This is a genomic window from Sutcliffiella cohnii, assembly GCF_002250055.1.
Taxonomy (GTDB): domain Bacteria; phylum Bacillota; class Bacilli; order Bacillales; family Bacillaceae_I; genus Sutcliffiella; species Sutcliffiella cohnii.
The window spans coordinates 3,129,227-3,153,823 of the sequence record NZ_CP018866.1 but is presented as its reverse complement, the minus strand read 5'-3'; the positions used below and the strand labels follow the sequence as shown (position 1 = coordinate 3,153,823).

Below are 24,597 nucleotides of genomic sequence, written 5' to 3'. Positions count from 1 at the left end.
TCAGCTAAGAAGATGGAATCGATGTGGTAGACAGTATTAGTGAAACACCGTCAAAAATAAACGATTTTTCCTATTGTTTTAGTCTATCTATAACGTGATCAACATATAATATTAATTTGATAGTTTTACTCTACCACGTTCTTAAAAGTGGAACAACCGTTCTGTTATCCACAGATAAAAGTGGATAAGTTGTGAGTAGATTGTTTATAATGGTGGAAAACCTTTACATATCAATATGGATAATGTAGATAAGTTTATCCACATTGTAGAATGCTTTTATAATTTGTCGAAAAATTTTTCTTTTTATTCTATATTTCTTTTGTTTTTTTCGTGAAAAGACAGCATTCGACACGTATTTTAGCTTGGAACGTAGAGAAATATTGGATATGATGGTAAAGTATAAATTTTGAGCGGTAGCGTTTGAGGAGAAGCTTTAAAGGGGGAAAATTAGATGTTAAAATACTTTTTACCAGCAGAACATGTAAAAACTGTATATGATATAAAACCTACACATTTAAAAGATAAAGGAATTAAAGCTATCATTACGGATTTAGACAATACGTTAGTAGAATGGGATCGCCCGTTAGCTACACCAGAATTAATGATATGGTTACAATCGATGAAAGATGCAGGCATTGATGTGACCATTGTTTCGAATAATAATATGAAACGAGTTCAAGCATTTTGTGAACCATTAGGTATACCATTTATTCACGAAGCGAGAAAACCGATGAGACGTGCATTTAGACGAGCGCTGAATAACATGAATGTAAAACCAGAAGAAGCTGTAGTTATTGGTGACCAACTAATGACTGACGTACTAGGAGGCAATCGCCAAGGATTACATACAATTTTAGTTGTTCCTGTTGCACAAACGGATGGTTTTTTTACAAAATTTAACCGAATGATGGAAAGACGTATTTTAAATTGGTTACGAAAAAAAGGAATGCTTCATTGGGAGGAAAAATAAAGAATGGAAGAAAGAATTGTTTGTGTCGGTTGTGGAGTAAGTATTCAAACTGAGAATAAAACAGGATTAGGTTATGCTCCGCCGTCCTCATTAGAAAAAGAGGAAATTGTTTGTCAAAGATGTTTTCGATTAAAGCATTATAATGAAATTCAAGTTGTTTCGTTAACAGACGATGACTTTTTAAAAATATTAAATTCAATAGGAAATACTGATGCACTTGTTGTGAAAATTGTAGATATTTTCGATTTTAACGGCAGCTGGTTGCCTGGATTACATCGTTTCGTTGGAAACAATAAAGTGTTATTAGTAGGTAATAAAGTAGATTTACTACCTAAGTCGGTGAAACAACAAAAAGTAGTACATTGGATGAAGCAAGAGGCGAGTCAGCTAGGCTTAAAACCAGAAGACGTATTTTTAATTAGTGCTAATAAAGGAACGGGTGTACAAGAAGTAGCTGAGAAAATCGAAACATATCGAGAAGGTAAAGACGTGTATGTTGTAGGGTGTACGAATGTTGGTAAGTCGACATTTATTAATCGAATTATTCGTGACTTCTCAGGAGAAAAAGATGTTATTACAACATCTCAATTTCCAGGTACAACTTTAGATTTAATTGATATTCCACTTGATAATGGTGCTTCACTTTACGATACACCAGGAATCATTAATCATCACCAAATGGCTCATTTTGTAGACAAGCGTGATTTAAAAATGATATCACCGAAAAAAGAAATAAAGCCTAAAGTATTTCAGTTAAATGAAGGGCAAACGTTATTTTTCGGTGGATTAGCAAGATTTGATTACGTTACTGGTGGACGACGTTCTATCACTACGTACGTTTCTAACGACCTGTATATTCATCGAACAAAATTAGAGAATGCAGATTCTTTATACAAGGAACATGTAGGGGATTTATTACAACCTCCTCGACAAGAAGATGTAGAAAGCTTTCCAGAGTTTACAAAACAAGAATTCACGATTAAAGAAGCGAAAACAGACATCGTGTTTTCTGGTTTAGGGTGGGTTACGATTAATGAACCTGGAGCAAAAGTTGTAGCGCACGTTCCTAAAGGTGTAGGTATCATGATTCGCAAATCATTAATTTAAGTAAAGTGGGGGAAATTAATGAGTAATTTATATGGGGTAATCGGATGTCCTATTGCCCATTCACTATCACCGCTCATTCATAATGACGCATTAGCTCAACATCATATAAAAGGCTATTATGACGCGTTTCATGTAGAAGTTGAAAATTTAGAGGACGCGGTGAAAGGATTTCGTGCTCTTGGCGTAAGAGGATTTAATATAACGATCCCGCATAAAGTAGGGATGCTTTCTTTAGTGGACGAAATTGATGAAGGTGCGCAAAAAATAGGAGCTATTAATACAGTCGTTAATGATAATGGAACATTTATCGGATACAATACGGACGGGGTTGGCTTTGTTAACGGGTTAAAAAATGTAACGCAGCTAGATGATAAAAAAATACTCGTAATTGGAGCTGGAGGGGCATCACGTGCGATTGTATATTCGCTTCTTTTAGAAAAAACAGCAAAAGTAGATATTGTTAATCGTTCTACTAAAAAAGCGGCAGATTTATTAGAGGAATATGAAGCATTTAAAAGTGACGTTTTCTCGTTTGATACAATAAATAATATAGAGGATTATGATATTATCGTAAACACAACGTCTGTCGGAATGCATCCGCATGTAAACGAGATGCCGATAAGTTTGGATGGACTAAAAAAAGGTGCAATTGTTAGTGATATAATCTATAATCCACTACAAACTACATTATTGAGTAAGGCTTCTGAATTAGGAGCAATCACGCAAAATGGAGTACCAATGTTCGTAAACCAAGGGGCTGTGGCCTTCCAATTATGGACTGGTATTTATCCGGATACGGAAAGAATGACAAAGTTAGTTGAACAACAATTAGGAGGAACTACATCATGTTAACAGGTAAACAAAAACGTTTTTTACGCTCAAAAGCACATCATCTTGATCCGATTTTTCAAGTAGGTAAAGGTGGAGTGAATGAAAATATGGTAAAGCAAATCTCTGAGGCTCTAGAAGCACGTGAATTATTAAAAGTGAGCGTCCTGCAAAACTGTGAAGATGATAAACATACAGTTGCGGAAGAACTTGTAGATGGAACTAGAGCAGAGTTAGTACAAGTAATTGGAAACACGATTATTTTATATAAACAATCGAGAGAAAATAAGCAACTTCAATTACCTAATTAATGAAAGGAGGTAAGGGATTGAAGATTGGCATTTTCGGAGGAACATTTGATCCTCCCCATATTGGTCATTTAATTATTGCTAATGAAGTGAAGCATCGACTATCGTTAGATGAAATTTGGTTCATGCCTAACCGTATCCCTCCTCACAAACAACGAGATTCGATTACGAGTACAGAACTAAGAATACAAATGATTGAGACTGCCATAAACCATAATCAACACTTTCGACTAGAGACAATTGAGTTAGATAGAGAAGGTCCGTCCTATTCCTATGACACGATTGTTTTATTGTTAAAAAAACATCCAGATAAACAATTTAACTTCATCATTGGGGCAGACATGGTAGAATATTTACCCCACTGGTATAAAATTGATGAGCTAATTAACAAAGTACAATTTGTTGGGGTAAAACGACCAGGTTACCAATTAGAAACGCCGTACCCTGTTTTAGAGGTAGAAACACCACTTTTTGATGTTTCTTCCACTAATGTGAGAGAGAGAGTAAAGGAAGGAAAACCAATTCAATATTTTGTTCCACAAGAGGTGGAGCATATCATTGAGGAGAATCGGCTCTATGGAAAGAACTAAAGCATTACAAATTGTAAAAGAAGCACTAACGGAAAAAAGATATATACATACAGTCGGTGTGATGGAAACAGCAATTCAGTTAGCAAATCGGTTTGGAGCAGATACGCAAAAAGCAGAAATCGCTGCGATTTTTCATGATTATGCAAAATTTCGCCCGGTTGAAGAAATGCGTCATATTATTATCACACAACATATGGCGTCAGACTTAGTAGAGCATAATGAAGAATTGTGGCATGCTCCAGTTGGTGCGTTTCTCGTAGAAAAAGAAGTTGGCGTAAAGGACTCTGAAATTCTTGATGCAATTAAGTATCATACTTCGGGAAGAATAAATATGACCTTGCTAGATAAAGTTATTTTTTTGGCAGATTATATTGAACCGGGACGTGATTTTCCAGGTGTAGAAGAAGTGAGGCAATCTGCGAAAGAAAATTTAGATATAGCGGTCGTTCAATCATTACGCAATACTATTCAATTTCTTTTAAAACGAAATCAACGAATTTACCCCAAAACAGTGGATGCATATAATGACTTACTTTTAAAAATAAAGGGAGGAAACAAAGGATGAACGAAAACTTATTACAAATTACAGCGAAGGCTGCAGATGATAAAAGAGCGGAAGATTTAGTTGCGCTAAACATGCAAGGAATTTCATTAGTGTCGGATTACTTTTTTATTTGCCATGGTAATTCAGATAAACAAGTACAAGCGATTGCGAGAGAAATTAAAGAAAAAGCGGAAGAACAAGGAGTGTCTGTACGAAGAATGGAAGGGTTTGACGAAGCGCGCTGGATTTTAATTGATCTAGGCGATGTTATTGCTCATGTTTTCCATCGTGAAGAGCGTATGTATTATAACTTAGAACGACTTTGGGGCGATGCTCCGCGTGTTGATCTACAAATTAGCGGAATATAATAATGGCTTACGAACAATTTGCTTTTATTTACGACAAGCTTATGGAAGATGTACCATATGATCAATGGGTAACGCTTGTAGGAAAAATAAAAGAACAATATTTCCTGAACGAGGAATCATTCTCCATTTTAGATGTTGCTTGTGGTACAGGAGAGCTCTCGGTTCGATTTGCGAAAAAGGGGTGGGATGTAACTGGGGTAGACTTGTCGGAAGATATGCTTGCAATTGCAAATGAGAAAGCATTCGAAGCACAAATACCCATTCCCTTTTTTCAACAAAACATGGCGGAACTTCAAGGGTTTGAGCGACAAGATTGTATCGTTATCTTTTTAGATTCTATAAATTACTTACAATCGGAACAAGAAGTGATTCAAACGTTTTCTTCTGTTTATGATCAGCTAAAAGAAGGTGGAATCTTCTTGTTTGATGTCCACTCAGCTTACAAAATAAATGAAGTGTTTGCTAGTTCCACGTTCACTCTAGTTGAAGATGAAGTATCCTATATTTGGAACTCATTTAAAGGTGAATATAAGAATAGTATCGAGCATGAGCTTACTTTTTTTGTTTTGGATGAAGATACGGATCAATATGAAAGAATTGATGAATTACATAAACAACGCACTTATCCAATCGAGCAATTTCAAGCATGGCTACAGGAAATTGGGTTTTCAATCGTTTCACTTTATGGAGATGAACCATTTTTACCGGTAAGTGATACTTCTGAAAGATTATATTTCGTGTGTAAAAAATAAAAGAGCAAGAAGAGTAATGTGGACTACTCTTTTTGCTCTTTTTACTGTAACAAATTTACCTAAACAAAAACTTAATAAAAAATGGTACATGATAAAGGATTTTTGTATGGAAATATCGTATTATTTAAATTGGTCATCCACTTCACTAATATCTTCGTAATATTTATCGTGTGTCTTATGGAATAAATGATGAAATATTTCACCTAGTTCTCCTTCTAGTACTTTTATTCCTTCTCCAGTTACACCACCCTTTACACAAACTTTCTCTTGTAGGGTTGGAAGAGTAAAAATTTGCTTTTCTAACAATTTACCCATACCGATCATCATCTCACTAGCGAGGGAAGTTGCTTGCTCATGTGAAATTTCCGTTTCGCTTACTGCAGCGTCAATAAATCTTTGTAGCAAATAGCTGAAAAATGCTGGTCCACAACTTACGATATCGGAAGCAACTCTTGTTACATTGTTCTCAATTTCAATCGGTGTAGAAAGTTGGGAAAATAATCGCCATAAGTAGTCTTTATAATCTTTTCCCATCGATTGTCCATACGTAAATAACGAAACACCAGCGAGTGCTTGATTCGTAATACTCGGAATGATTCTTGCGATTTGGCACGGTACTACACTTTCTAATTGTTCAACAGACACGGGGCTTGTAATGGAGACGATGCATTGCTCCTTATTTAAATTCGGAAGAAGTTTTGTTAAAAGGGGACGAATCTCTAATGGTTTTACGCAAATAAAGATAACATCACTTTCTTTTGCAACTTCTTCACCTGAATGTTTAACGTTAACGTCATTATATCTTTCTTGTATTGTTAGTGCTTTTTTTATAGTACGATTCGTAATCGTTATATTTTCAGGAGGTACTGCATGTGATTCAACAAATGCGTCAATAAGGATGGTCCCCATATTTCCTGTGCCAATAAATCCTATTTTCATTATTGTTCCCTCCTTTTAACCGTGATTTCTCTCCTAAACTATATGTGTACTTTGTATGAAATATGAATAGAAAGGATGAAAACTTCCATGAAAGAAACATTTGAAGTTCATAAAAATAAGTTTTTAATTGGGATAGGTATTCTAATTGGCTGTTGCCTGTTTTACTTTCTTCAACCACTATTTTTATCGAATGAGGATGATTGGATTGAAATTCAAGATGAAGTAGAGGATTATGAAGGTGAACATGTAGATCCGATAACTGAGGAGAAAAGCGAAGAAAACAATATACTCGTAATTGTAGATGTAAAAGGCGAGGTTAACATACCGGGTGTTTATCAATTAACTACAGGAGAACGAGTGATGGATGCGATTATGAAAGCGGGAGGATTTACGGAAGAAGCTAATAGCCACCATGTTAATCTAGCGGCTCTAGTAACAGATGAAATGGTCATTTACGTACCTAAGCACGGGGAGGAAATGATGGATGTAGCGGTTACTACTCAGCCGATAAATAGTTCTTCCGGTGAATCAGAGGGGAAAATTAACATTAATAGTGCATCAGAAGAAGAGCTTACGAAACTAACTGGGATCGGTCCTTCAAAAGCAAAAGCGATCGTTCGCTATCGAGAGGAGCATGGATTTTTCAAGTCGGTAGATGAATTAGTCAATGTGTCGGGAATCGGTGACAAATCGTTAGCAAGCATTCGAGATGAAATTATTGTAGGAAATTAAATTGCCTATTCACCATTCTGCTTGTACACTTAAATTATAAAAAAATAGAGGAGGATAAAAAGTGGCTAGAATTTCGTGGAATCAATATTTTATGGCGCAAAGCCATTTGCTAGCTCTTCGAAGTACTTGTACAAGACTTGCGGTTGGAGCAACAATCGTTCGAGATAAACGTATCATTGCTGGAGGATATAACGGTTCGATCGCTGGAGGAGTACACTGCATAGACGAAGGGTGCTATGTAATTGATAATCATTGTGTACGAACTATTCATGCAGAAGTAAATGCCCTTTTGCAATGTGCTAAATTCGGTGTTCCTACAGAAGGTGCAGAAATATATGTTACTCATTTCCCTTGTTTACACTGCTGCAAGTCTCTCATTCAAGCTGGCATTAAAGTTGTATACTATGCTCAAGATTATAAAAATCACCCTTACGCAGAAGAACTCTTTAAACAAGCAAATGTAAGAACAGAAAAAGTCGTCATGGCCGAGGATGCGGTAGATCCGGATTTTTCTGCAAAACGTGAACTCTTTGATGAACTGTTAATAAAATTGGAAGCAACAGGTACAACAAAGGAAGAATTATTGAATTACAGTGAAAAAATAGACAAGCTTTTTGAACGAAAGGTGTAATGAGAAATTGAGGAAAGGTGATTTATTACATATTGCTATTTCCTTCTGTTTAGGTATAGCAGCTACCTACTTCTCTTGGTGGTTGCTTGCCCTTTTATTGTTGTACCTTTTCTTTTTTTGTTTGCAACAGCGACGAACCGTTTTTCTTACGATTAGTTTTTTTCTGTTCGGATGTATTTATATTTTTATCTTCGATGCTAATAATGTTACAAAGTTTACAGAAGCTGATGGTGAACACATCGTAGGTGAGATAATATCCATTATCGATATAGATGGTGATAAAGTCAGTTTTACAATTAAGACTAGTGGTGAAAAATTAGTTGTCCAATATTTTATGTCTTCGAAAACCGAAACACAGCAAGCAAAAGAACTTTTTCCAGGAGCCAAATGTATTTGGTCTGGTCGATTAAAGAAACCTTCCTATCCAACTAACCTCTATGCATTTAACTATAACCAATATTTATATCACCAAAAGATACATTGGGTATACGAATTAAATGCTCTTCCTACTTCTTGTAAGGAATCAGAGACTATTTTTACAAAACTCCAACAATTTAGACAAAGCGGAATGACACTCATTCAAGAAGAAATACCTACACCAGCCAGTAGCTTTATCATTGCATTGTTATTTGGGGAAAGAAAATTTATTGAAGAAAATACATTAACCGCCTATCAAAAGTTAGGGATTGTTCATTTGTTAGCAATTTCTGGTTTACACGTAGGAGTACTAACGGGTTTTCTTTTTTATATATGTGTTCGGGTCGGAATAACTCGAGAGCGTGCGTTGAAATTGTTATTATTGTTCTTACCTTTTTACGTAATTATTGCCGGAGCAGCTCCATCTGTTATTAGGGCAAGCTGTATGACGGGATTTGTCCTAATTTTCATGCTTCAAAAAAAACGACTGTTAGCAGTTGATGCAATCGGACTGGCTTGTATCGTATTGCTAATAATCAACCCTTATTTTTTGTTTCATGTTGGATTCCAACTTTCTTTTTCCGTAAGTTTGGCTTTACTCCTTTCGACTAAAATAATTCAAGCAGTAAAAAGCTCCTTTGTTCGTGTCTTACTCGTTTCCTTCATCGCACAATTAGCGTCATTTCCAATCATTATTTATCACTTTTACGAAATATCCTTATGGAGCTTTTTATTAAATACAATTTATGTGCCTTTTTATTCGCTTTTTATCCTTCCGCTAAGTTTTATTATATTTATCCTTTGTATATTAGGCGGTGGCTACCTCTCCGCTATTTTCCCTTTTATGCAATGGCCTTTAACAGTAATGAACGATTTAGCCATCTATCTGGCCGATGTTCCGTTTGGACATTTATCTTTTGGAAAACCACAGTTGCTCATGGTATGTATTTTTTATGCGATTATTATTGCGCTTTTTTATTACATCGAAACTGGTAACCGAAAAAGAATAATAATTATTTTTAGTTTATTATGTGTCCTTTGTTTTGGACAATTAAACAGTGGGTATTTTACTTCATACGGGAAGGTAATTGTTATAGATATAGGTCAAGGTACAGCAATCGTTGTAAAACTACCGTATGGTCAAGGTGCATTTCTAATTGACACTGGCGGTGAAATTCCTTTTGAAAAGGAAGAGTGGAGAAAAAGGAGAAATGAATTTCATAGTGGGCAACAGATTCTTTTGCCGTTATTAAAAGCAGAAGGCGTTCGTACTCTAGATAAACTCATCATTACACACGGTCATTACGATCATTTCGGAAATGCCGAAGTTCTATGGGATAGTCTCAATGTAAAAGAAACCGTTGTTCCATTTACATTTGGCCGAGATGAATTAGAAGAACAATTTATTGAAGATGCAATGAGACAAAACGTACCAATTCGATATGTACGAAGTGGTGAGAGTTGGAAGGTAGGTAAATATGTTTTCCGTATATTAATGCCAGATGTAATGTATGAAAATAAAAATAATGATTCTATTGCCATTTTAACGGAACTAGGCGGTCTAACATGGCTTTTTACAGGTGATATGGAAAAAGAAGCGGAGGAGAAGCTATTAAACCTTTATCCATCACTTAGTGCGGATGTATTATTAATAGCTCATCACGGAAGCGCTACTTCAACGACAGAACCGTTTTTACAAGCGGTAAACCCTAATATTGGTATAATTTCAGTTGGAAGAAACAATCGGTACGGTCACCCTGACGTTGAAGTATTACAAAGGTTACACGACGAGAAAGTGCGAATTTTCCGTACAGATGAAAATGGAGCTATTTTCTATAAATTCACAACAAGAAGTGGAACATTTTCAACTGTATTACCATAATATATTGTATCCATAATAAAATCGTTTGGCGCCTAATCTACATGAAAAAAGAGACTGCTGTCTCTGCAGTCTCTTTTATACGGTACCCTTACTTTTTCACAACTGGCTGTGATGAAACAAGTACGGTATTATGTAATGCCGTAATTAAGATGCTAAAAAGTGAATCACTGTTGCCATTATAAAGAGTGTTGCGAAAAAGCCGAAGGATACGACAAAGCCAATACCAGAATCAACAACGTCGTTACGTTTTGTTTGGACGCTTTTTTCAAATTCGTTCATAAGTATCCCTCCCTACCATCATTAGTATAAGCGATTCATCCTAAAAAATCTACATGTTGAAAATTTTAGTTTTCCACCACTGACAAGAGTTGTCACAAATAGTTCAGAAAGAATCGGACATCATAATTAGTACACACCGGCCGGTTCAGTTATATCGTTAACAGGTAAGAATCCTGGGGCTTATTTGTTAACGTTTATATAAAATGGAGGATTAGTTTGACTTTTGGAAGGAGAACTAATCCTCTTTTGCATTCATTTAAAGAACTGTTTTTAAAACACTTGTCAATTCGAAAATTTCTCGTTACGATAATGACAGAAATGATTGAATGACGGGAGTATACATATGTTATTAGAACAAATAAAAAAGCTAAAAGCCAAAAAATTCGCCAACATTTATTTATTATACGGTTCCGAACAATATTTATTACAAGAAATGAAAAACGCTATTATTGAAAATGTATTAGAAGAACATGAGCATGATTTTAATTTATCTTCTTATGATATGGAAGAAACTTCGATCGATTTGGCTATCGAGGATGCAGAAACATTGCCGTTTATGGGGGAGAAAAGGGTTGTAATTATAACTAATCCGTTCTTTTTAACGGCTGAAAAAAATAAAAGTAAAGTAGAACATAATATAGATCGCTTTTTATCCTATATTGAATCACCAGCTCCATATACGGTATTTGTTATATTAGCATCGTATGAAAAGCTAGATGAGCGGAAAAAGATTGTAAAAACATTAAAAAAGACTTCAGACGTATTAGAAGCTAATACATTAAATGAACGAGATTTAAAGCAATGGATAACTCAAAAAGCTAAAGAATACGGGACTGGAATAGAGGAAGATGCTGCGGAAGAATTATTAAAAATTGCTGGAGTACACTTAGCCGTCCTTGCCCAAGAAATAAACAAGATGGCCATGTATATTGGCTCTGGTAATATTACAACAGAAGTGGTACAAAAATTAGCGGCAAAGACAATGGAACATAATGTTTTTGAACTAATTGAAAGTATTGTTCAAAGAAAAATAGATCGCGCCCTTGAAATATTATTTGAATTGTATCGTAACAACGAGGAACCAATTAAAATACATGCATTGTTAACAAATCAATTTCGTTTAGTGTACCAAGTGAAAGATCTGACAGAGCAAGGTTATAGCCAACAAAAAATCGCAAGTATCGTAAAGGTCCACCCATATAGAGTAAAATTGGCAGCTCAACACGGACGCCGTTTTAGCAGGCCGGAACTAATGAACTTAATTGATAATTTAGCGGAAGCGGATTATTCCATGAAAAGCGGGAACATCGACAAACGGTTAGCAATTGAGTTGTTATTATTAAAATTGGCGAACCTGAAATAAATGAGTTGTCCTAAAAGTCAGTAGAAACTGACTTTTAGGACTTTTTTGTTCGTTAACATTATAAGGTTTTTAAAAAGTTCATTAGTTTTATAACAAATTTTTCACTAATAGTAGTTGCTATAGAATAAAACACATTAAACCACGTATATTGAATCTACTTTCTTAATGTGTACAAACAAAACAGTGGAAAAACATTTCGTTTTTCCACTGTTTTAAGAATATAGGAAAGCGCTTTCTCTTGTGAAAATAAAAAAACGACCCAAGTGGATCGCTTTTTATCATTATGCAGTTACACCGTTAACAGCTTTCGCTAAGCGAGCTTTTTGACGGTCAGCAGCATTTTTGTGGATAAGACCTTTTTGAGCAGCTTTGTCTAAACGGCTTGCAGCTTCTAAGTATGCAGTTTTTGCACCTTCCACATCGTTATTAGCAACGAAAGCTTCTACTTTCTTAACTGCTGTACGCATTGCAGATTTAACAGTTGCATTATGTGCACGACGTTGATCGCTAGTTTTTACACGTTTAATTGCAGATTTAATATTTGGCATGTAGTTCACCTCCATACATTTTCAAACAAATCGAGAATTATATGAACTCGATATTTTTACAATAAGAACAAGTGATATTCTATCAAAATCAAAGAGATTATGCAATAGTTAGTCAAGGTATTTTTCTTGAAAGGCGAATTAGCTTCGATTTTTATCGTACTAAAAACGACTTTTTCGAGAAAAAGTGCCGACCTCGTCCCCTGATGTGGATATAGATGGAAAAAAGTGCCGACCTCGCCCCCTGATGTGGATATAGATGGAAAAAAGTGCCGACCTCGTCCCCTGATGTGGATATAGATGGAAAAAAGTGCCGACCTCGTCCCCTAATGGATACAGATGGAAAAAAGTGCCGACCTCGTCCCCTAATGGATACAGATGGAAAAAAAGTGCCGACCTCGCCCCCTAATTGATAAAGGTGGAAAAAGTACCGACCTCGTCCCTTAATGGATACAGATGGAAAAAAGTGCCGACCTCGCCCCTTAATGGATATAGATGGAAAAAAGTGCCGACCTCGTCCCCCTGATGGATAAAGGTGGAAAAAGTACCGACCTCGTCCTTTTATAAGATCTGGAGTAAGTATTGCTGACCGAATAAGTCTACTAAAAAAACTTGACGATTAAACTTCTTTGCATGAATAAATGTAAGTTAGGTAAAGATAAAAGTAAATTTTGGTAAGAGATGATAGGAGGACTTTTGACAGTGGAACTAGATTTAAGCCAATACAACATACGAACCGACCTAGCAGTGGAAGCTAGCCAGATGGCATTAGATAAACATAATCAAGATGCGAAGGAGCCTGTTTCGGCACTTGAAGGTGTTGTAATAAAAGATCGCGAAGAAGATGGAGTAAAAATTACGACCGTAACAATTACCGAACAAGGAGCAGAGATTACTGGGAAAAAGCCAGGAAATTATTTAACATTCGAGGTTCAAGGAATCCGGCAAAAGGATACAGAACTGCAAGATAGAGTAGAAACAGTTTTCGCAAAAGAGTTTTCCCGATTTTTAGAACAATTAGGAATTCCGAAAGATGCAAGCTGTTTAGTTGTAGGATTAGGGAACTGGAATGTAACACCTGATGCGCTAGGGCCGATAGTATGTGAAAACTTACTAATTACGAGACATCTATTTGCGCTTCAACCAGAGAATGTACAAGAAGGATTTCGTCCGGTAAGTTCCATCGTGCCTGGTGTTATGGGATTAACTGGAATTGAAACGAGTGACATCATTTTTGGAGTAGTAGAAAAGTCAAAGCCAGATTTCGTTATAGCGATTGACGCATTAGCTGCAAGGTCAGTAGAACGAGTGAACTCTACGATACAAATTTCAGATACTGGTATTCATCCGGGATCAGGAGTAGGAAATAAACGGAAAGAATTGAGTAAAGAAACGTTAGGAATTCCTGTTATCGCTATAGGTATCCCAACGGTTGTAGATGCAGTTTCCATTACAAGTGATACGATAGATTTTATTTTGAAGCATTTTGGTAGAGAAATGAAAGAAGGAGACCGACCATCTCGTGCTCTAGCCCCTGCCGGAATGACGTTTGGTGAGAAAAAAGTGTTAACTGACGAAGATCTGCCATCAGAGGAACATCGCCAAAGCTTTTTAGGAATGGTTGGTACGCTAGAAGAAGAGGAAAAAAGAAGGTTAATACATGAAGTGCTTCAGCCCCTTGGTCATAATTTAATGGTAACACCTAAAGAAGTGGATGATTTTATAGAAGATATGGGGAACGTTATTGCTGGCGGCTTAAATGCAGCACTACATAGTCAAGTAGATCAAGATAATGTAGGAGCTTATACGCATTAATTATTACTTTGAGGGATGTAAAAAATAAACAAGTTTAAAAACTTAAATATAAATAGGACAAGCTTGTTCTAAACCCTTTCCTTCCGACATACACATCTAGTAATCGTGAAGGAAAGGGTGAGTATTTTTCATGAAGGGCTACCGCTCCTCAAGCGTCGTCGTAACAATAAATGGGACAAGCATTAAAAAAACAATCGTAGCAATCATCGCAGGCTTTATGTTAATTTTCGCGGTATCCGGATTATTAACCTCCTTAAAACCAGAGTACCGAGTAACGTTCTCGGCTATAAATGAGTTTTCAAAACGATTTTCTGGAGAGTCACTATTATTTATTTTTGGATACGAAAATGCTTATTTTACCCAAGGAATTTCTGAAGGTGTGAAAAAGCCAAATTATGTATCAGCGCTTTTTCAATTAACGACAAGTTTAAATTTAGACGATCCACGTAGTTTAATTCGAGGGGAAATTCCTGGTTTTAGGCAATATGATGGAGAAATACTAATCGCTGGTCAAGGAACAAATTATACAAATTTACCATTTGAGTCACCTCCTCCTCGTGATGTAATGATGGCTGAACGAGAGGCTGCTATTATAAATCTTGAAGAAGAAGATTCAACAGGTGAGGGGAACACTACTCCTCCAGCTAATAATACTGGTGATCGTAAGGTTGTTTATATTTATAACACGCATAATACAGAATCATTTTTACCGTATTTAGAAGGTGTTACAGAAGCTGATCGTGCCTATCATTCACAAGTAAATGTAACAAGGTTAGGTGAAAGATTAAAAACCGAGCTCGAAACACGTGGTGTCGGAGCACAGTTTGAAACAAAAGATATTATGGAAGACTTAAATAAACGAGGCTGGGTCTTTGGACAAGCTTATAATGCGTCTAGGCCAGTAGTAAAAGAAGCAATGGCCTCTAATCGTGATTTACAATATTTCATTGATATTCATAGAGATTCTCAAGGGAAAGATATTACAACTATTGATCTGAATGGTGAAAAATATGCAAGAGTTATGTTTGTAATTGGGAAGAACAACCCTAACTATGAAAAGAATGAAAGATTAGTTGCTGAATTGCACGAGTTATTCGAGGAAAAATATCCAGGAGTTAGTAGAGGATCTTTTGTTCCTAAAGGTAGCGTAAATGGTGTCTACAACCAAGACTTATCTGAAAATTCCATTCTTATTGAAATCGGCGGAGTAGAAAATACATTTGAAGAAATGTATCGGACAGTAGAAGCATTTGCGGATGTGTTCAGCGAGTTCTACTGGCAGGCTGAAAAAGTAGATGGAACACCACAAGGAGAAGGACAATAAAATGATCTCTCCTACATTCTAATTTGTGAGGTGCGAACAAGTATGATGAAAAGATTTATGCTAAAGTGTACATTTATCGCGCTTGTGTTATTTCTTGGAGTGCTTTTAGGAATAGGTCAAGCGAATGAAGGAATGAAAAAAATGCAAGGTGTTGAAGGCGATACTTCGGGTGGACAACCTTTTCACATTTTTGAAAAAGAAGATGGTGAAAAGCGAACGCTGTTAGGTGCAGAAGGAACGAAACAAGATATAGAGGCAAAGCAACAAAAGTTAGAGCAAATTAAATCACATAACTTTTATTCCTCGATGGGGAAAAAACTTGCTGACGGAGTTACGAATGCAGTAGGGAAAGTGATTCAAGATTCGGTTGAAAAAGTAAAAGAGTTATAATTGTAAAAAAGTTCCACGCTTTGCGTAGGAACTTTTTTGTTATCGCAAATAAAACGTAGTTATCGCAAATAAAACGTAGTTATCGCAAATAAAACGTAGTTATCGCAAATAAAACGTAGTTATCGCAAATAAAACGGTACTGTCAATAATTATGTGTAAGCATTTGTACTCAATGAGTTATATGTCTTTGTTAGTGGAGGATTCAGGCAGCCGCGGCTGCCTGAATCCTCCACTTTTAGGCTTTGGGATACCGCTCCTCAAACATTTTTAATATTTGATCATGAGCTAGGCCGAATCCACTTAGTTTTCTTCTTGACCAGCGCTCGTTATAGTCGATAGAGGTCAGGTACGTAATCTTTTCAGCTGCTTCAATGTTAGGCAGGCTATTCATGGTTTTTAACCTCTTGCGGATTTCCTTAATGGTACGCTCAATAAGATTTGTAGTGTAGATGTACTTTTGGACATCCTCAGGGTAGCGTAAAAAGGTTAAGAGTACTGGAAGGTCTTCTTCCCAAGAAGCTATTTCTCGACTGTAGCGCTTTTTCCATTTCTCCCTGAGCTCTCCGAACGCTTTCTCAGCTTCTTCGTATGTGCTTGATGTATAGACTTTTTTAAAATCAGTACTTAGCTCAGCTTGATCCTTCTTACGTGCTTTATTCATAGTGGAACGGACCTTGTGTATTACACAACGTTGAACATCAGCTTTTGGAAAGATGGAACGAAATGCCTCTTCGAGACCAGTCAGTCCGTCAAAAACGCCTAGCAGTACTTCCTGTACTCCTCTGTTGCGCAGGTCCTGGAGGATTTCCTTCCAACCATTTGAAGATTCTATTCCTCCTACATAAAAACCAAGGATTTCCCTGTGGCCTTCCGGAGTAATTCCTAGAACAATATAGACAGCTTCTTTGGCTACTGTATCTCTACGAATCTTTACAAATAAAGCATCAAGAAATAAAGCACAATAGCGCTCCTTTAAAGGGCGGTTCTGCCATTCAATCACATCCTCCATCACGGCAGATGTGATATTCGATATGGTGCCAGGGGAATATTGTTCCCCAAGCAAGTTTTTCAAGATGCTCCCTACCTGACGGACTCCAACCCCGTGTTGATAAAGTTGAACAACGAGCTCATCTACTGCAACCATTCGCCTCTGATAAGGCTCAAACATATTAGTTGTGAACTCTCCCTTACGATCACGGGGAACAGCCAAATCTTCAACGCGGCCATACATGGTGTCGAGAGTCCTCGGATAGTATCCGTTACGCGAATTTCCTTCTCCGACAGGTTCGTTCTCTAGTACACTCTTGATTTCCTCACGCAAGATAGTTTCTATTTTCTCCTTTAGGAGATCCTGCATGGAGATTTTTAAGATAGTGGCTAAATCTAATTTATCTGTGTTAAAATGAGACATGGATAAAGTACTCCTCTCAAAGGTTATTGTGGTGATAACTCAGAGAGTACTTTGTCCTTTTTTATTTGTCTAGCAAAAGGACTTACACATACTTTTATACATCATCAATAAAACGTAGTTATCGCAAATAAAACGTAGTTATCGCAAATAAAACGTAGTTATCGCAAATAAAACGTAGTTATCGCAAATAAAACGAAAGCGGAGCGCGCCAGCACCTTCAAACGAAATAGGTAAATGTATCCAGTTGACGGGAGCCTATAAATTTCATTGATTCTAAAAATTAATATTGATATAATCAATTGTACTGTATGTTGCCGATTATGTAGGAGTGAACGTGATGAATAGAGAAGAAAGATTAGAACGTCAGTCGAAAATAAGAAATTTTTCCATTATTGCTCATATTGACCATGGAAAATCTACCTTAGCTGACCGAATACTAGAAAAAACATCTGCCTTAACGCAGCGTGAAATGAAAGCCCAATTACTTGATTCTATGGACTTAGAGCGTGAGCGAGGCATTACGATTAAGTTAAATGCTGTTCAGCTTAGATATAAAGCAAAGGATGGAGAAACATATATTTTCCACCTTATTGATACACCGGGACACGTCGATTTTACTTATGAAGTATCGCGAAGCTTAGCTGCTTGTGAAGGGGCTATATTAGTAGTTGATGCAGCACAAGGTATCGAAGCCCAAACGTTAGCGAATGTATATTTAGCACTAGATAACAATCTTGAAATTATGCCGGTTATTAACAAAATAGACCTTCCGAGCGCAGAGCCTGAGCGTGTTCGTCAAGAAATTGAAGATGTTATCGGTTTAGATGCATCTGAAGCTGTTTTAGCAAGTGCGAAAGCTGGTATCGGGATTGAAGACATTTTAGAACAAGCTGTTCAAAAAATACCAGCTCCAGAAGGTGACCCAGAAGCACCTTTAAAAGCTTTGATTTTTGACTCGTTATTTGACCCTTACCGAGGTGTAGTTGCCTATATTCGTGTTGTCGAAGGTACTGTTAAAGTAGGAGACAAAATAAAAATGATGGCAACAGGAAAAGAGTTTGAAGTTAATGAAGTCGGTGTATTTACCCCAAAACCGTTACAACTCGATGAGCTAACAGTTGGAGATGTAGGTTTTTTAACAGCGTCTATTAAAAATGTTGGAGACACTCGTGTTGGGGATACGATAACGAGTGCGAAAAACGGTGCAACAGAACCGTTACCAGGTTATCGTAAATTAAATCCAATGGTATTCTGTGGACTATATCCAATTGACTCTGCTAAGTTTAACGATCTACGTGATGCTTTAGAAAAATTAGAACTAAATGACTCTGCGTTACAATATGAGCCAGAAACTTCTCAAGCATTAGGGTTTGGATTCCGTTGTGGGTTTTTAGGTTTATTACACATGGAAATTATTCAGGAAAGAATTGAACGTGAATTTAATATTGATCTTATTACGACAGCACCATCTGTTATTTACAACGTTTTCTTAACAGATGGTGAAGAATTAAGAGTCGATAACCCATCTAACATGCCAGATCCACAATCTATTGACCGTGTAGAAGAACCTTACGTAAAAGCTACTATTATGGTTCCGAATGATTATGTAGGAGCGGTTATGGAACTATGCCAAGATAAACGCGGAAACTTTATTGATATGCAATATTTAGATGAAAAACGTGTAAGCATTATATACGAAATTCCGTTAGCAGAAATCGTATATGACTTCTTCGATCAATTAAAATCTAATACAAAAGGGTATGCATCTTTTGATTACGAATTAATTGGTTACAAACCGTCTAAGCTTGTGAAGATGGATATTTTATTAAACGCTGAATATGTAGATGCACTTTCCTTTATCGTTCACCGCGATGCCGCTTACGAACGTGGAAAAGTAATTGTTGAAAAACTAAAAGATCTTATTCCAAGACAGCAATTCGAAGTGCCGATACAGGCGGCCATCGGACAAAAAATTGTTGCTCGTTCTACTATTAAAGCAATGCGTAAAAACGTATTAGCGAAATGTTACGGTGGAGATATCTCTCGTAAACGTAAATTATTAGAGAAACAAAAAGAAGGTAAAAAACGAATGAAATCTGTTGGTTCCGTAGAAGTGCCACAAGAAGCATTTATGGCAGTACTTAAAATGGACGATAGCAACAGCAAAAAGTAAAACGGAAAAACACCGCAGAATTCAACTGCGGTTTTTTCTATATATAATCTAAACAAGAAAGTGTGAGATAAGTGATAAAAGCTGCCTATTTGCATATACCCTTTTGTGAGCATATTTGTCACTATTGTGACTTTAATAAAGTGTTTTTAAAAAACCAGCCGGTGGACGAATACTTGCAACAAATGGATGTAGAAATGAAAAAAACGGTGGAAAGATTCCCTACAGAAAACCTCGATACTATTTTTGTAGGGGGAGGAACGCCAACTTCCTTATCTGCTAGTCAGCTCGAAGTATTTTTAACATCCATTCATGAGCATCTACCATTTCAAAAAGATACGGTGGAATTTACATTTGAAGCTAACCCTGGAGACTTAACTAACGATAAACTAAAGGTGTTAAAAGATTTCCACGTTAATCGCCTAAGCTTCGGAGTACAAAGTTTTAACGATGAGTTGTTAAAAAGAATTGGACGTTCTCATCGAGCAAAAGATGTTTTTCAATCGATCACAAATGCAAGGGAAGTAGGGTTTGAAAATATTAGTATTGACCTTATTTATAGCTTACCAGATCAAACAGTAGAAGATTTTGAAGAAACGCTAAAAACCGCTCTTGCGCTGGAAATGGAGCATTATTCTGCATACTCATTAATTATTGAGCCAAAAACAGTCTTTTATAATTTAATGAATAAAGGTAAACTTCCGCTACCATCACAAGAAGAGGAAGCACGTATGTATGAAGTATTATTGGAAGAAATGGCCAAGCATAACTATCATCAATATGAAATAAGTAATTTTGCTAAAGTAGGACTGGAGAGCAGGCACAATATCACCTATTGGGCGAACGAACAATATTACGGCATTGGTGCCGGTGCGCATAGCTATGTTCAAGGAGTCCGAAGAGCTAATGTTGGTCCGCTAACACATTACATGAAATCAATTGATGAAACAGGTTTTCCTTATAAAGAAGAACATAATGTAACAGTTCAAGAACAAATGGAAGAAGAAATGTTCCTCGGCTTAAGAAAAACAGAAGGGGTATCCAAAGGTCATTTTAAGGAAAAATTCGGTAAGGCACTCGATGATGTTTTTTCAAAAGAAATTCAAGAGCATATAGAAAAAGGCTTATTGCAGTGGAACGGCGACCAACTTTCTCTTACGAAAAAGGGTAAATTTCTCGGAAACGAAGTGTTCCAATCATTTATTGGGGTAAATTAAGGGAAGACCTCCGCGATAGTAAAGCTTGCACCATGTAATATGAAATTAGAGTGAAGACTCTTACAGTTTAGAACCGTGAGTGACTCGTAGCGAAGAGGAACGGATTAAATCATAACTCCAACCTATTTTCAGGGCAGAACCATTCAAATTTAACAATAAATCATATTGCATATCCATTGACAGAGTAATGGCATTTTGGTAATTTAATTATAGAATTAGCACTCGATGTTTAGGAGTGCTAACAGAGGTGATGAAACGTGTTAACGGAACGCCAGTTGTTAGTATTACAAGTAATTATTGACGACTTTATCCGTTCTGCACAACCGGTTGGCTCCAGAACGTTGTCGAAAAAAGAAGAAATAACGTTTAGTTCTGCAACGATCCGAAATGAGATGGCAGACTTAGAAGAATTAGGCTTTATTGAGAAACCTCACACTTCTTCAGGTCGTGTTCCTTCTGAAAGAGGATATCGTTACTATGTCGATCATTTGTTATCTCCAGACCGACTATCGGTACGCGAAGTATCAGAAGTAAAATCATTATTTCGAGAACAAATTTATGAGTTAGAAAAAGTTATCCAAAAATCAGCGCAAATTTTGTCTGATTTAACCCAATACACATCCATTGTATTAGGTCCGGCTGTTCATGAAAATAAGCTAAAGAGACTTCAAATCGTTCCTATCAGCAATGATAAAGCTGTAGCAATTTTCGTAACAGATACAGGTCATGTCGAAAATAGAACGATAACGTTTCCGACGAATGTTTCACCATCAGATATTGAAAAAATGGTAAACATATTAAACGATCGTCTAGTAGGGGCTCCGCTAGTAGAATTAACGAACAAACTGTATAAAGAAGTAGCAACTATACTACGCTCACATATAAGTAACTATGAGCTAGTAATGGAATCGTTAAATTCTACATTGCAAATTAATGATACACAAAACATCTTTACTAGTGGTAAAACAAATATGCTTTCATTACCTGAATTTAATGATATTAATAAAGTCAAATCACTAATGCTGTTAATTGAGCAAGGGAAAGACTTATATCAACTCATCCGTGCGAAAGAAGCTGGCCTTAATATAAAAATCGGAAGTGAAACTAACATGGAAGGGCTAGAAAATTGTAGTCTCATTACTGCTACATACTCAATTGGTCCGGAACAATTAGGAACGATTGCAATACTCGGACCAACTAGAATGGAGTATGCACGAGTAGTTAGTCTATTGAAACTAGTAAGTTCCGATTTGACGAATGCAGTCTCTTCCTTGTATCAAAAAGGTTAGCGTTGGAAATATTGAATAGGGGTAGGTAAGGGAAACACCCTTACTTATCCACGTCTGTTTTATTCAATTATTTTACAAAATATAGAGAAGAATGGTAAAATTATTATTTCTTTTAAGGGAGGTGAAACCATTGACAATAGAAAAAGATAATACAGTAGAAATTGTTGAAGAAACAAATGAGCTTACGGAAGAGCAAGAGCAAGTTGTAAGCGAAGAAGAAGCTCTAAACTCTAATGAAGATGCTGAACTAGCAAGTGCAAAGGAACGTATTGCTGAGCTGGAAAATAAATTAGAAGATAGTGAGAATCGTATTCTCCGACTTCAAGCAGACTTTGATAACTTTAGAAGAAGAGTAAGACTTGACCAAGAAGCTGCTCAAAAATATCGTGCGCAAAATTTAGTAACTGACATATTACCTGCGCTAGATAATTTTGAAAGAGCATTACAAGTCAACACTGATGATGAAAAAGTTAAATCAATCCTTCAAGGGGTAGAAATGGTTCATCGCCAACTAGTAGAAGCATTGAAAACAGAAGGTGTGGAAGCTATTGAGGCGGTAGGAAAGCAATTTGATCCGAACGTTCATCAAGCAGTAATGACTGTAGAAGATGAAGAGCATGAGTCAAATACGGTTGTTGAAGTATTCCAAAAAGGATATATTCTAAAAGATCGTGTTATTCGACCTGCAATGGTTAAAGTTTCTCAATAAACTTCATTTACATAAAGATAAGAGCTATAGGAGGAAATCAAGATGAGCAAAATTATTGGTATAGACTTAGGAACTACAAACTCTTGTGTTGCTGTCCTTGAAGGTGGCGAACCAAAAGTTATTCCTAACCCTGAGGGAAATCGAACAACGCCATCTGTTATCGCATTTAAAAATGGTGAAAGACAAGTTGGGGAAGTTGCAAAACGTCAAGCAATTACAAACCCTAACACAATTATGTCTATTAAACGTCATATGGGTACAGATCATAAAGAAGAGGTTGAAGGTAAACAATTTACACCTCAAGAACTTTCTGCTATTATTCTTCAACATTTAAAAAGCTATGCAGAAGAGTATTTAGGAGAGCCTGTAACGAAAGCGGTAGTTACAGTTCCTGCTTACTTTAATGATGCTGAGCGTCAAGCTACAAAAGATGCTGGTAGAATCGCTGGTTTAGAAGTAGAACGTATTATTAATGAGCCAACTGCTGCAGCGTTAGCATACGGCCTAGACAAAATGGAAGAGGACCAAACAATTCTAGTTTATGACCTTGGTGGAGGAACTTTCGACGTATCCATCCTTGAATTAGGAGACGGAGTATTCGAAGTTCGTTCAACAGCTGGTGATAACCGTCTAGGTGGAGATGATTTTGACCAAGTAGTAATTGACCACTTAGTAGCTGAATTCAAAAAAGAAAATGGTATTGATCTTTCTAAAGATAAAATGGCGTTACAACGTTTAAAAGACGCTGCTGAAAAAGCGAAGAAAGACTTATCTGGTGTGTCTAGCACTCAAATTTCTTTACCATTCATAACTGCTGGTGAAGCGGGACCATTACATTTAGAATTAACATTAACACGTGCAAAATTTGATGAGTTAACTGCTCATTTAGTAGAACGTACGATGAAGCCAGTTCGCCAGGCATTATCAGATGCTGGAATTAGTGCTTCTGAGCTTGATAAAGTAATTCTTGTTGGTGGATCTACTCGTATCCCAGCTGTACAAGATGCAATTAAAAAGGAAACAGGAAAAGATCCACATAAAGGTGTAAACCCTGACGAAGTGGTTGCACTTGGTGCTGCTGTTCAAGGTGGAGTTTTAACTGGTGATGTGAAAGACGTTGTATTATTAGACGTAACACCACTATCTTTAGGTATTGAAACAATGGGCGGCGTATTTACAAAACTTATTGAAAGAAATACTACGATTCCAACAAGTAAATCTCAAGTGTTCTCAACTGCTGCTGACAGCCAAACAGCTGTAGATATCCATGTTCTTCAAGGGGAGCGTCAAATGGCAGCTGATAATAAAACGTTAGGTCGTTTCCAACTAACGGATATTCCACCAGCTCCACGTGGAGTACCTCAAATCGAAGTTACTTTTGATATTGATAAAAATGGTATCGTAAACGTACGTGCAAAAGATTTAGGTACAAATAAAGAGCAAGCTATTACGATTAAGTCTAGTACAGGACTTTCTGACGAAGAAGTAGAACGTATGGTGAAAGAAGCAGAAGAGAATGCTGAAGCTGACAAACAGCGTAAAGAAGAAGTTGAACTTCGTAACGAAGCGGATCAATTAGTATTCACTACTGAAAAAACGTTAAAAGACCTTGAAGGTAAAGTAGACGAAGCAGAAGTGAAAAAAGCTGAAGATGCTAAAGAAGAATTAAAAGCTGCAATCGAAAAGAACGATTTAGCTGAGATTCGTACAAAGAAAGATGCTCTTCAAGAAATCGTGCAACAACTTTCTATGAAGCTTTACGAGCAAGCACAACAAGCTGCACAGCAAGCACAAGGTGCTGATGCAGGTGCTCAAGCAGGTGGAAATGCAGATGACAATGTTGTCGATGCAGAATTTGAAGAAGTGAACGACGACAAGAAGTAAGCTACAACTATATAGAAAGTCAAAGCGGGAGCTTTGACTTTCTTTTTCATGTTGGAGGGAAACCTTAATATAAAGAACATTTAAATAAAAGTCACATTCTCACCCTTATGTCATATCAGTCAACTATTTTTAT

At 36.6% G+C, this 24,597-nt stretch carries 24 protein-coding genes; 20 read left to right on the top strand and 4 right to left on the bottom strand.

Annotated elements, in window-relative coordinates:
- Positions 1–451 precede the first annotated feature (451 nt).
- The 8 genes from BC6307_RS15850 to BC6307_RS15815 are packed head-to-tail and all read left to right on the top strand — an operon-like array spanning position 452 to position 5,467.
- Positions 452–970 carry a YqeG family HAD IIIA-type phosphatase gene (locus BC6307_RS15850; RefSeq protein WP_066414793.1) on the top strand — a complete coding sequence of 173 codons (519 nt, stop codon included), beginning with the start codon at positions 452–454 and terminating at the stop codon, positions 968–970.
- Between the two features lie 3 nt (positions 971–973).
- Positions 974–2,077, top strand: a complete 1,104-nt coding sequence (gene yqeH / locus BC6307_RS15845; protein ID WP_066414791.1) for a ribosome biogenesis GTPase YqeH — start codon at positions 974–976, stop codon at positions 2,075–2,077.
- Between the two features lie 18 nt (positions 2,078–2,095).
- A complete protein-coding gene (aroE, locus tag BC6307_RS15840; protein WP_066414789.1) occupies positions 2,096–2,929 on the top strand; it encodes a shikimate dehydrogenase in 834 nt (277 codons plus the stop codon).
- Entirely contained in the window at positions 2,923–3,216 is a 294-nt protein-coding gene (gene yhbY / locus BC6307_RS15835) for a ribosome assembly RNA-binding protein YhbY (protein ID WP_066414781.1), read from the top strand. Before aroE ends, yhbY begins: the two co-directional genes overlap by 7 nt.
- 17 nt (positions 3,217–3,233) lie before the next feature.
- Entirely contained in the window at positions 3,234–3,803 is a 570-nt protein-coding gene (locus BC6307_RS15830; protein ID WP_425319474.1) for a nicotinate-nucleotide adenylyltransferase, read from the top strand.
- The gene (gene yqeK, locus BC6307_RS15825; RefSeq protein WP_066414777.1) at positions 3,790–4,368 is read left to right on the top strand and encodes a bis(5'-nucleosyl)-tetraphosphatase (symmetrical) YqeK; all 579 of its coding nucleotides are present in this window, start codon (positions 3,790–3,792) and stop codon (positions 4,366–4,368) included. The genes BC6307_RS15830 and yqeK overlap by 14 nt, the downstream gene beginning before the upstream one ends.
- On the top strand, positions 4,365–4,715 hold the full coding sequence (gene rsfS, locus BC6307_RS15820) for a ribosome silencing factor (RefSeq protein WP_066414775.1): 351 nt from the start codon (positions 4,365–4,367) through the stop codon (positions 4,713–4,715). The genes yqeK and rsfS overlap by 4 nt, the downstream gene beginning before the upstream one ends.
- A 2-nt stretch (positions 4,716–4,717) precedes the next feature.
- A complete protein-coding gene (locus BC6307_RS15815; protein ID WP_066414774.1) occupies positions 4,718–5,467 on the top strand; it encodes a class I SAM-dependent DNA methyltransferase in 750 nt (249 codons plus the stop codon).
- Between the two features lie 120 nt (positions 5,468–5,587).
- Here the strand turns inward: BC6307_RS15815 and comER are convergent, their stop codons facing one another.
- The gene (gene comER, locus BC6307_RS15810; protein ID WP_066414772.1) at positions 5,588–6,406 is read right to left on the bottom strand and encodes a late competence protein ComER; all 819 of its coding nucleotides are present in this window, start codon (positions 6,404–6,406) and stop codon (positions 5,588–5,590) included.
- A gap of 87 nt (positions 6,407–6,493) precedes the next feature.
- On the opposite strand from comER, the gene BC6307_RS15805 reads away from it, so the two are divergent.
- The 3 genes from BC6307_RS15805 (at position 6,494) to BC6307_RS15795 (ending at position 10,068) form a co-directional block, all read left to right on the top strand.
- The gene (locus BC6307_RS15805; protein ID WP_066414770.1) at positions 6,494–7,138 is read left to right on the top strand and encodes a helix-hairpin-helix domain-containing protein; all 645 of its coding nucleotides are present in this window, start codon (positions 6,494–6,496) and stop codon (positions 7,136–7,138) included.
- 61 nt (positions 7,139–7,199) lie between these two features.
- A complete protein-coding gene (locus BC6307_RS15800; RefSeq protein WP_066414769.1) occupies positions 7,200–7,769 on the top strand; it encodes a ComE operon protein 2 in 570 nt (189 codons plus the stop codon).
- A gap of 7 nt (positions 7,770–7,776) precedes the next feature.
- Positions 7,777–10,068, top strand: coding sequence for a DNA internalization-related competence protein ComEC/Rec2 (locus BC6307_RS15795; protein ID WP_157729286.1), 2,292 nt, complete (start codon positions 7,777–7,779; stop codon positions 10,066–10,068).
- A gap of 144 nt (positions 10,069–10,212) precedes the next feature.
- On the opposite strand, the gene BC6307_RS15790 is transcribed toward BC6307_RS15795, so the two are convergent.
- Positions 10,213–10,347, bottom strand: a complete 135-nt coding sequence (locus BC6307_RS15790; protein WP_084380342.1) for a YqzM family protein — start codon at positions 10,345–10,347, stop codon at positions 10,213–10,215.
- A 343-nt stretch (positions 10,348–10,690) separates the two neighbouring features.
- Here BC6307_RS15790 and holA point away from each other — a divergent pair, with 343 nt between their 5' ends.
- Complete coding sequence (gene holA, locus BC6307_RS15785) at positions 10,691–11,710, top strand: DNA polymerase III subunit delta (RefSeq protein WP_066414766.1); 1,020 nt, start codon at positions 10,691–10,693, stop codon at positions 11,708–11,710.
- Between the two features lie 281 nt (positions 11,711–11,991).
- On the opposite strand, the gene rpsT is transcribed toward holA, so the two are convergent.
- Positions 11,992–12,258, bottom strand: a complete 267-nt coding sequence (gene rpsT / locus BC6307_RS15780; protein WP_066414764.1) for a 30S ribosomal protein S20 — start codon at positions 12,256–12,258, stop codon at positions 11,992–11,994.
- A gap of 693 nt (positions 12,259–12,951) precedes the next feature.
- On the opposite strand from rpsT, the gene gpr reads away from it, so the two are divergent.
- The 3 genes from gpr (at position 12,952) to BC6307_RS15765 (ending at position 15,784) form a co-directional block, all read left to right on the top strand.
- A complete protein-coding gene (gene gpr, locus BC6307_RS15775) occupies positions 12,952–14,070 on the top strand; it encodes a GPR endopeptidase (RefSeq protein WP_094366147.1) in 1,119 nt (372 codons plus the stop codon).
- Positions 14,071–14,200: 130 nt separating this feature from the next.
- Positions 14,201–15,394, top strand: coding sequence for a stage II sporulation protein P (gene spoIIP / locus BC6307_RS15770; protein WP_066421982.1), 1,194 nt, complete (start codon positions 14,201–14,203; stop codon positions 15,392–15,394).
- 42 nt (positions 15,395–15,436) lie between these two features.
- A complete protein-coding gene (locus BC6307_RS15765; protein WP_235858336.1) occupies positions 15,437–15,784 on the top strand; it encodes a DUF3679 domain-containing protein in 348 nt (115 codons plus the stop codon).
- A gap of 235 nt (positions 15,785–16,019) precedes the next feature.
- Here BC6307_RS15765 and BC6307_RS15760 read toward each other — a convergent pair whose 3' ends face one another.
- On the bottom strand, positions 16,020–17,195 hold the full coding sequence (locus BC6307_RS15760; RefSeq protein ID WP_094366035.1) for an IS256 family transposase: 1,176 nt from the start codon (positions 17,193–17,195) through the stop codon (positions 16,020–16,022).
- A gap of 337 nt (positions 17,196–17,532) precedes the next feature.
- Between BC6307_RS15760 and lepA the strand changes: the two genes are divergently transcribed.
- The 5 genes from lepA to dnaK all read left to right on the top strand — a co-directional run bounded on the left by lepA (position 17,533) and on the right by dnaK (position 24,464).
- Positions 17,533–19,368 carry a translation elongation factor 4 gene (gene lepA, locus BC6307_RS15755; protein WP_066420957.1) on the top strand — a complete coding sequence of 612 codons (1,836 nt, stop codon included), beginning with the start codon at positions 17,533–17,535 and terminating at the stop codon, positions 19,366–19,368.
- 71 nt (positions 19,369–19,439) lie between these two features.
- Entirely contained in the window at positions 19,440–20,582 is a 1,143-nt protein-coding gene (hemW, locus tag BC6307_RS15750) for a radical SAM family heme chaperone HemW (RefSeq protein ID WP_066420959.1), read from the top strand.
- 257 nt (positions 20,583–20,839) lie between these two features.
- Positions 20,840–21,871, top strand: coding sequence for a heat-inducible transcriptional repressor HrcA (gene hrcA, locus BC6307_RS15745; protein ID WP_066420961.1), 1,032 nt, complete (start codon positions 20,840–20,842; stop codon positions 21,869–21,871).
- 91 nt (positions 21,872–21,962) lie between these two features.
- Positions 21,963–22,580, top strand: coding sequence for a nucleotide exchange factor GrpE (gene grpE / locus BC6307_RS15740; RefSeq protein ID WP_066420962.1), 618 nt, complete (start codon positions 21,963–21,965; stop codon positions 22,578–22,580).
- A 42-nt stretch (positions 22,581–22,622) separates the two neighbouring features.
- Entirely contained in the window at positions 22,623–24,464 is a 1,842-nt protein-coding gene (gene dnaK, locus BC6307_RS15735; RefSeq protein ID WP_066420964.1) for a molecular chaperone DnaK, read from the top strand.
- The last annotated feature ends 133 nt before the right edge of the window (positions 24,465–24,597 follow it).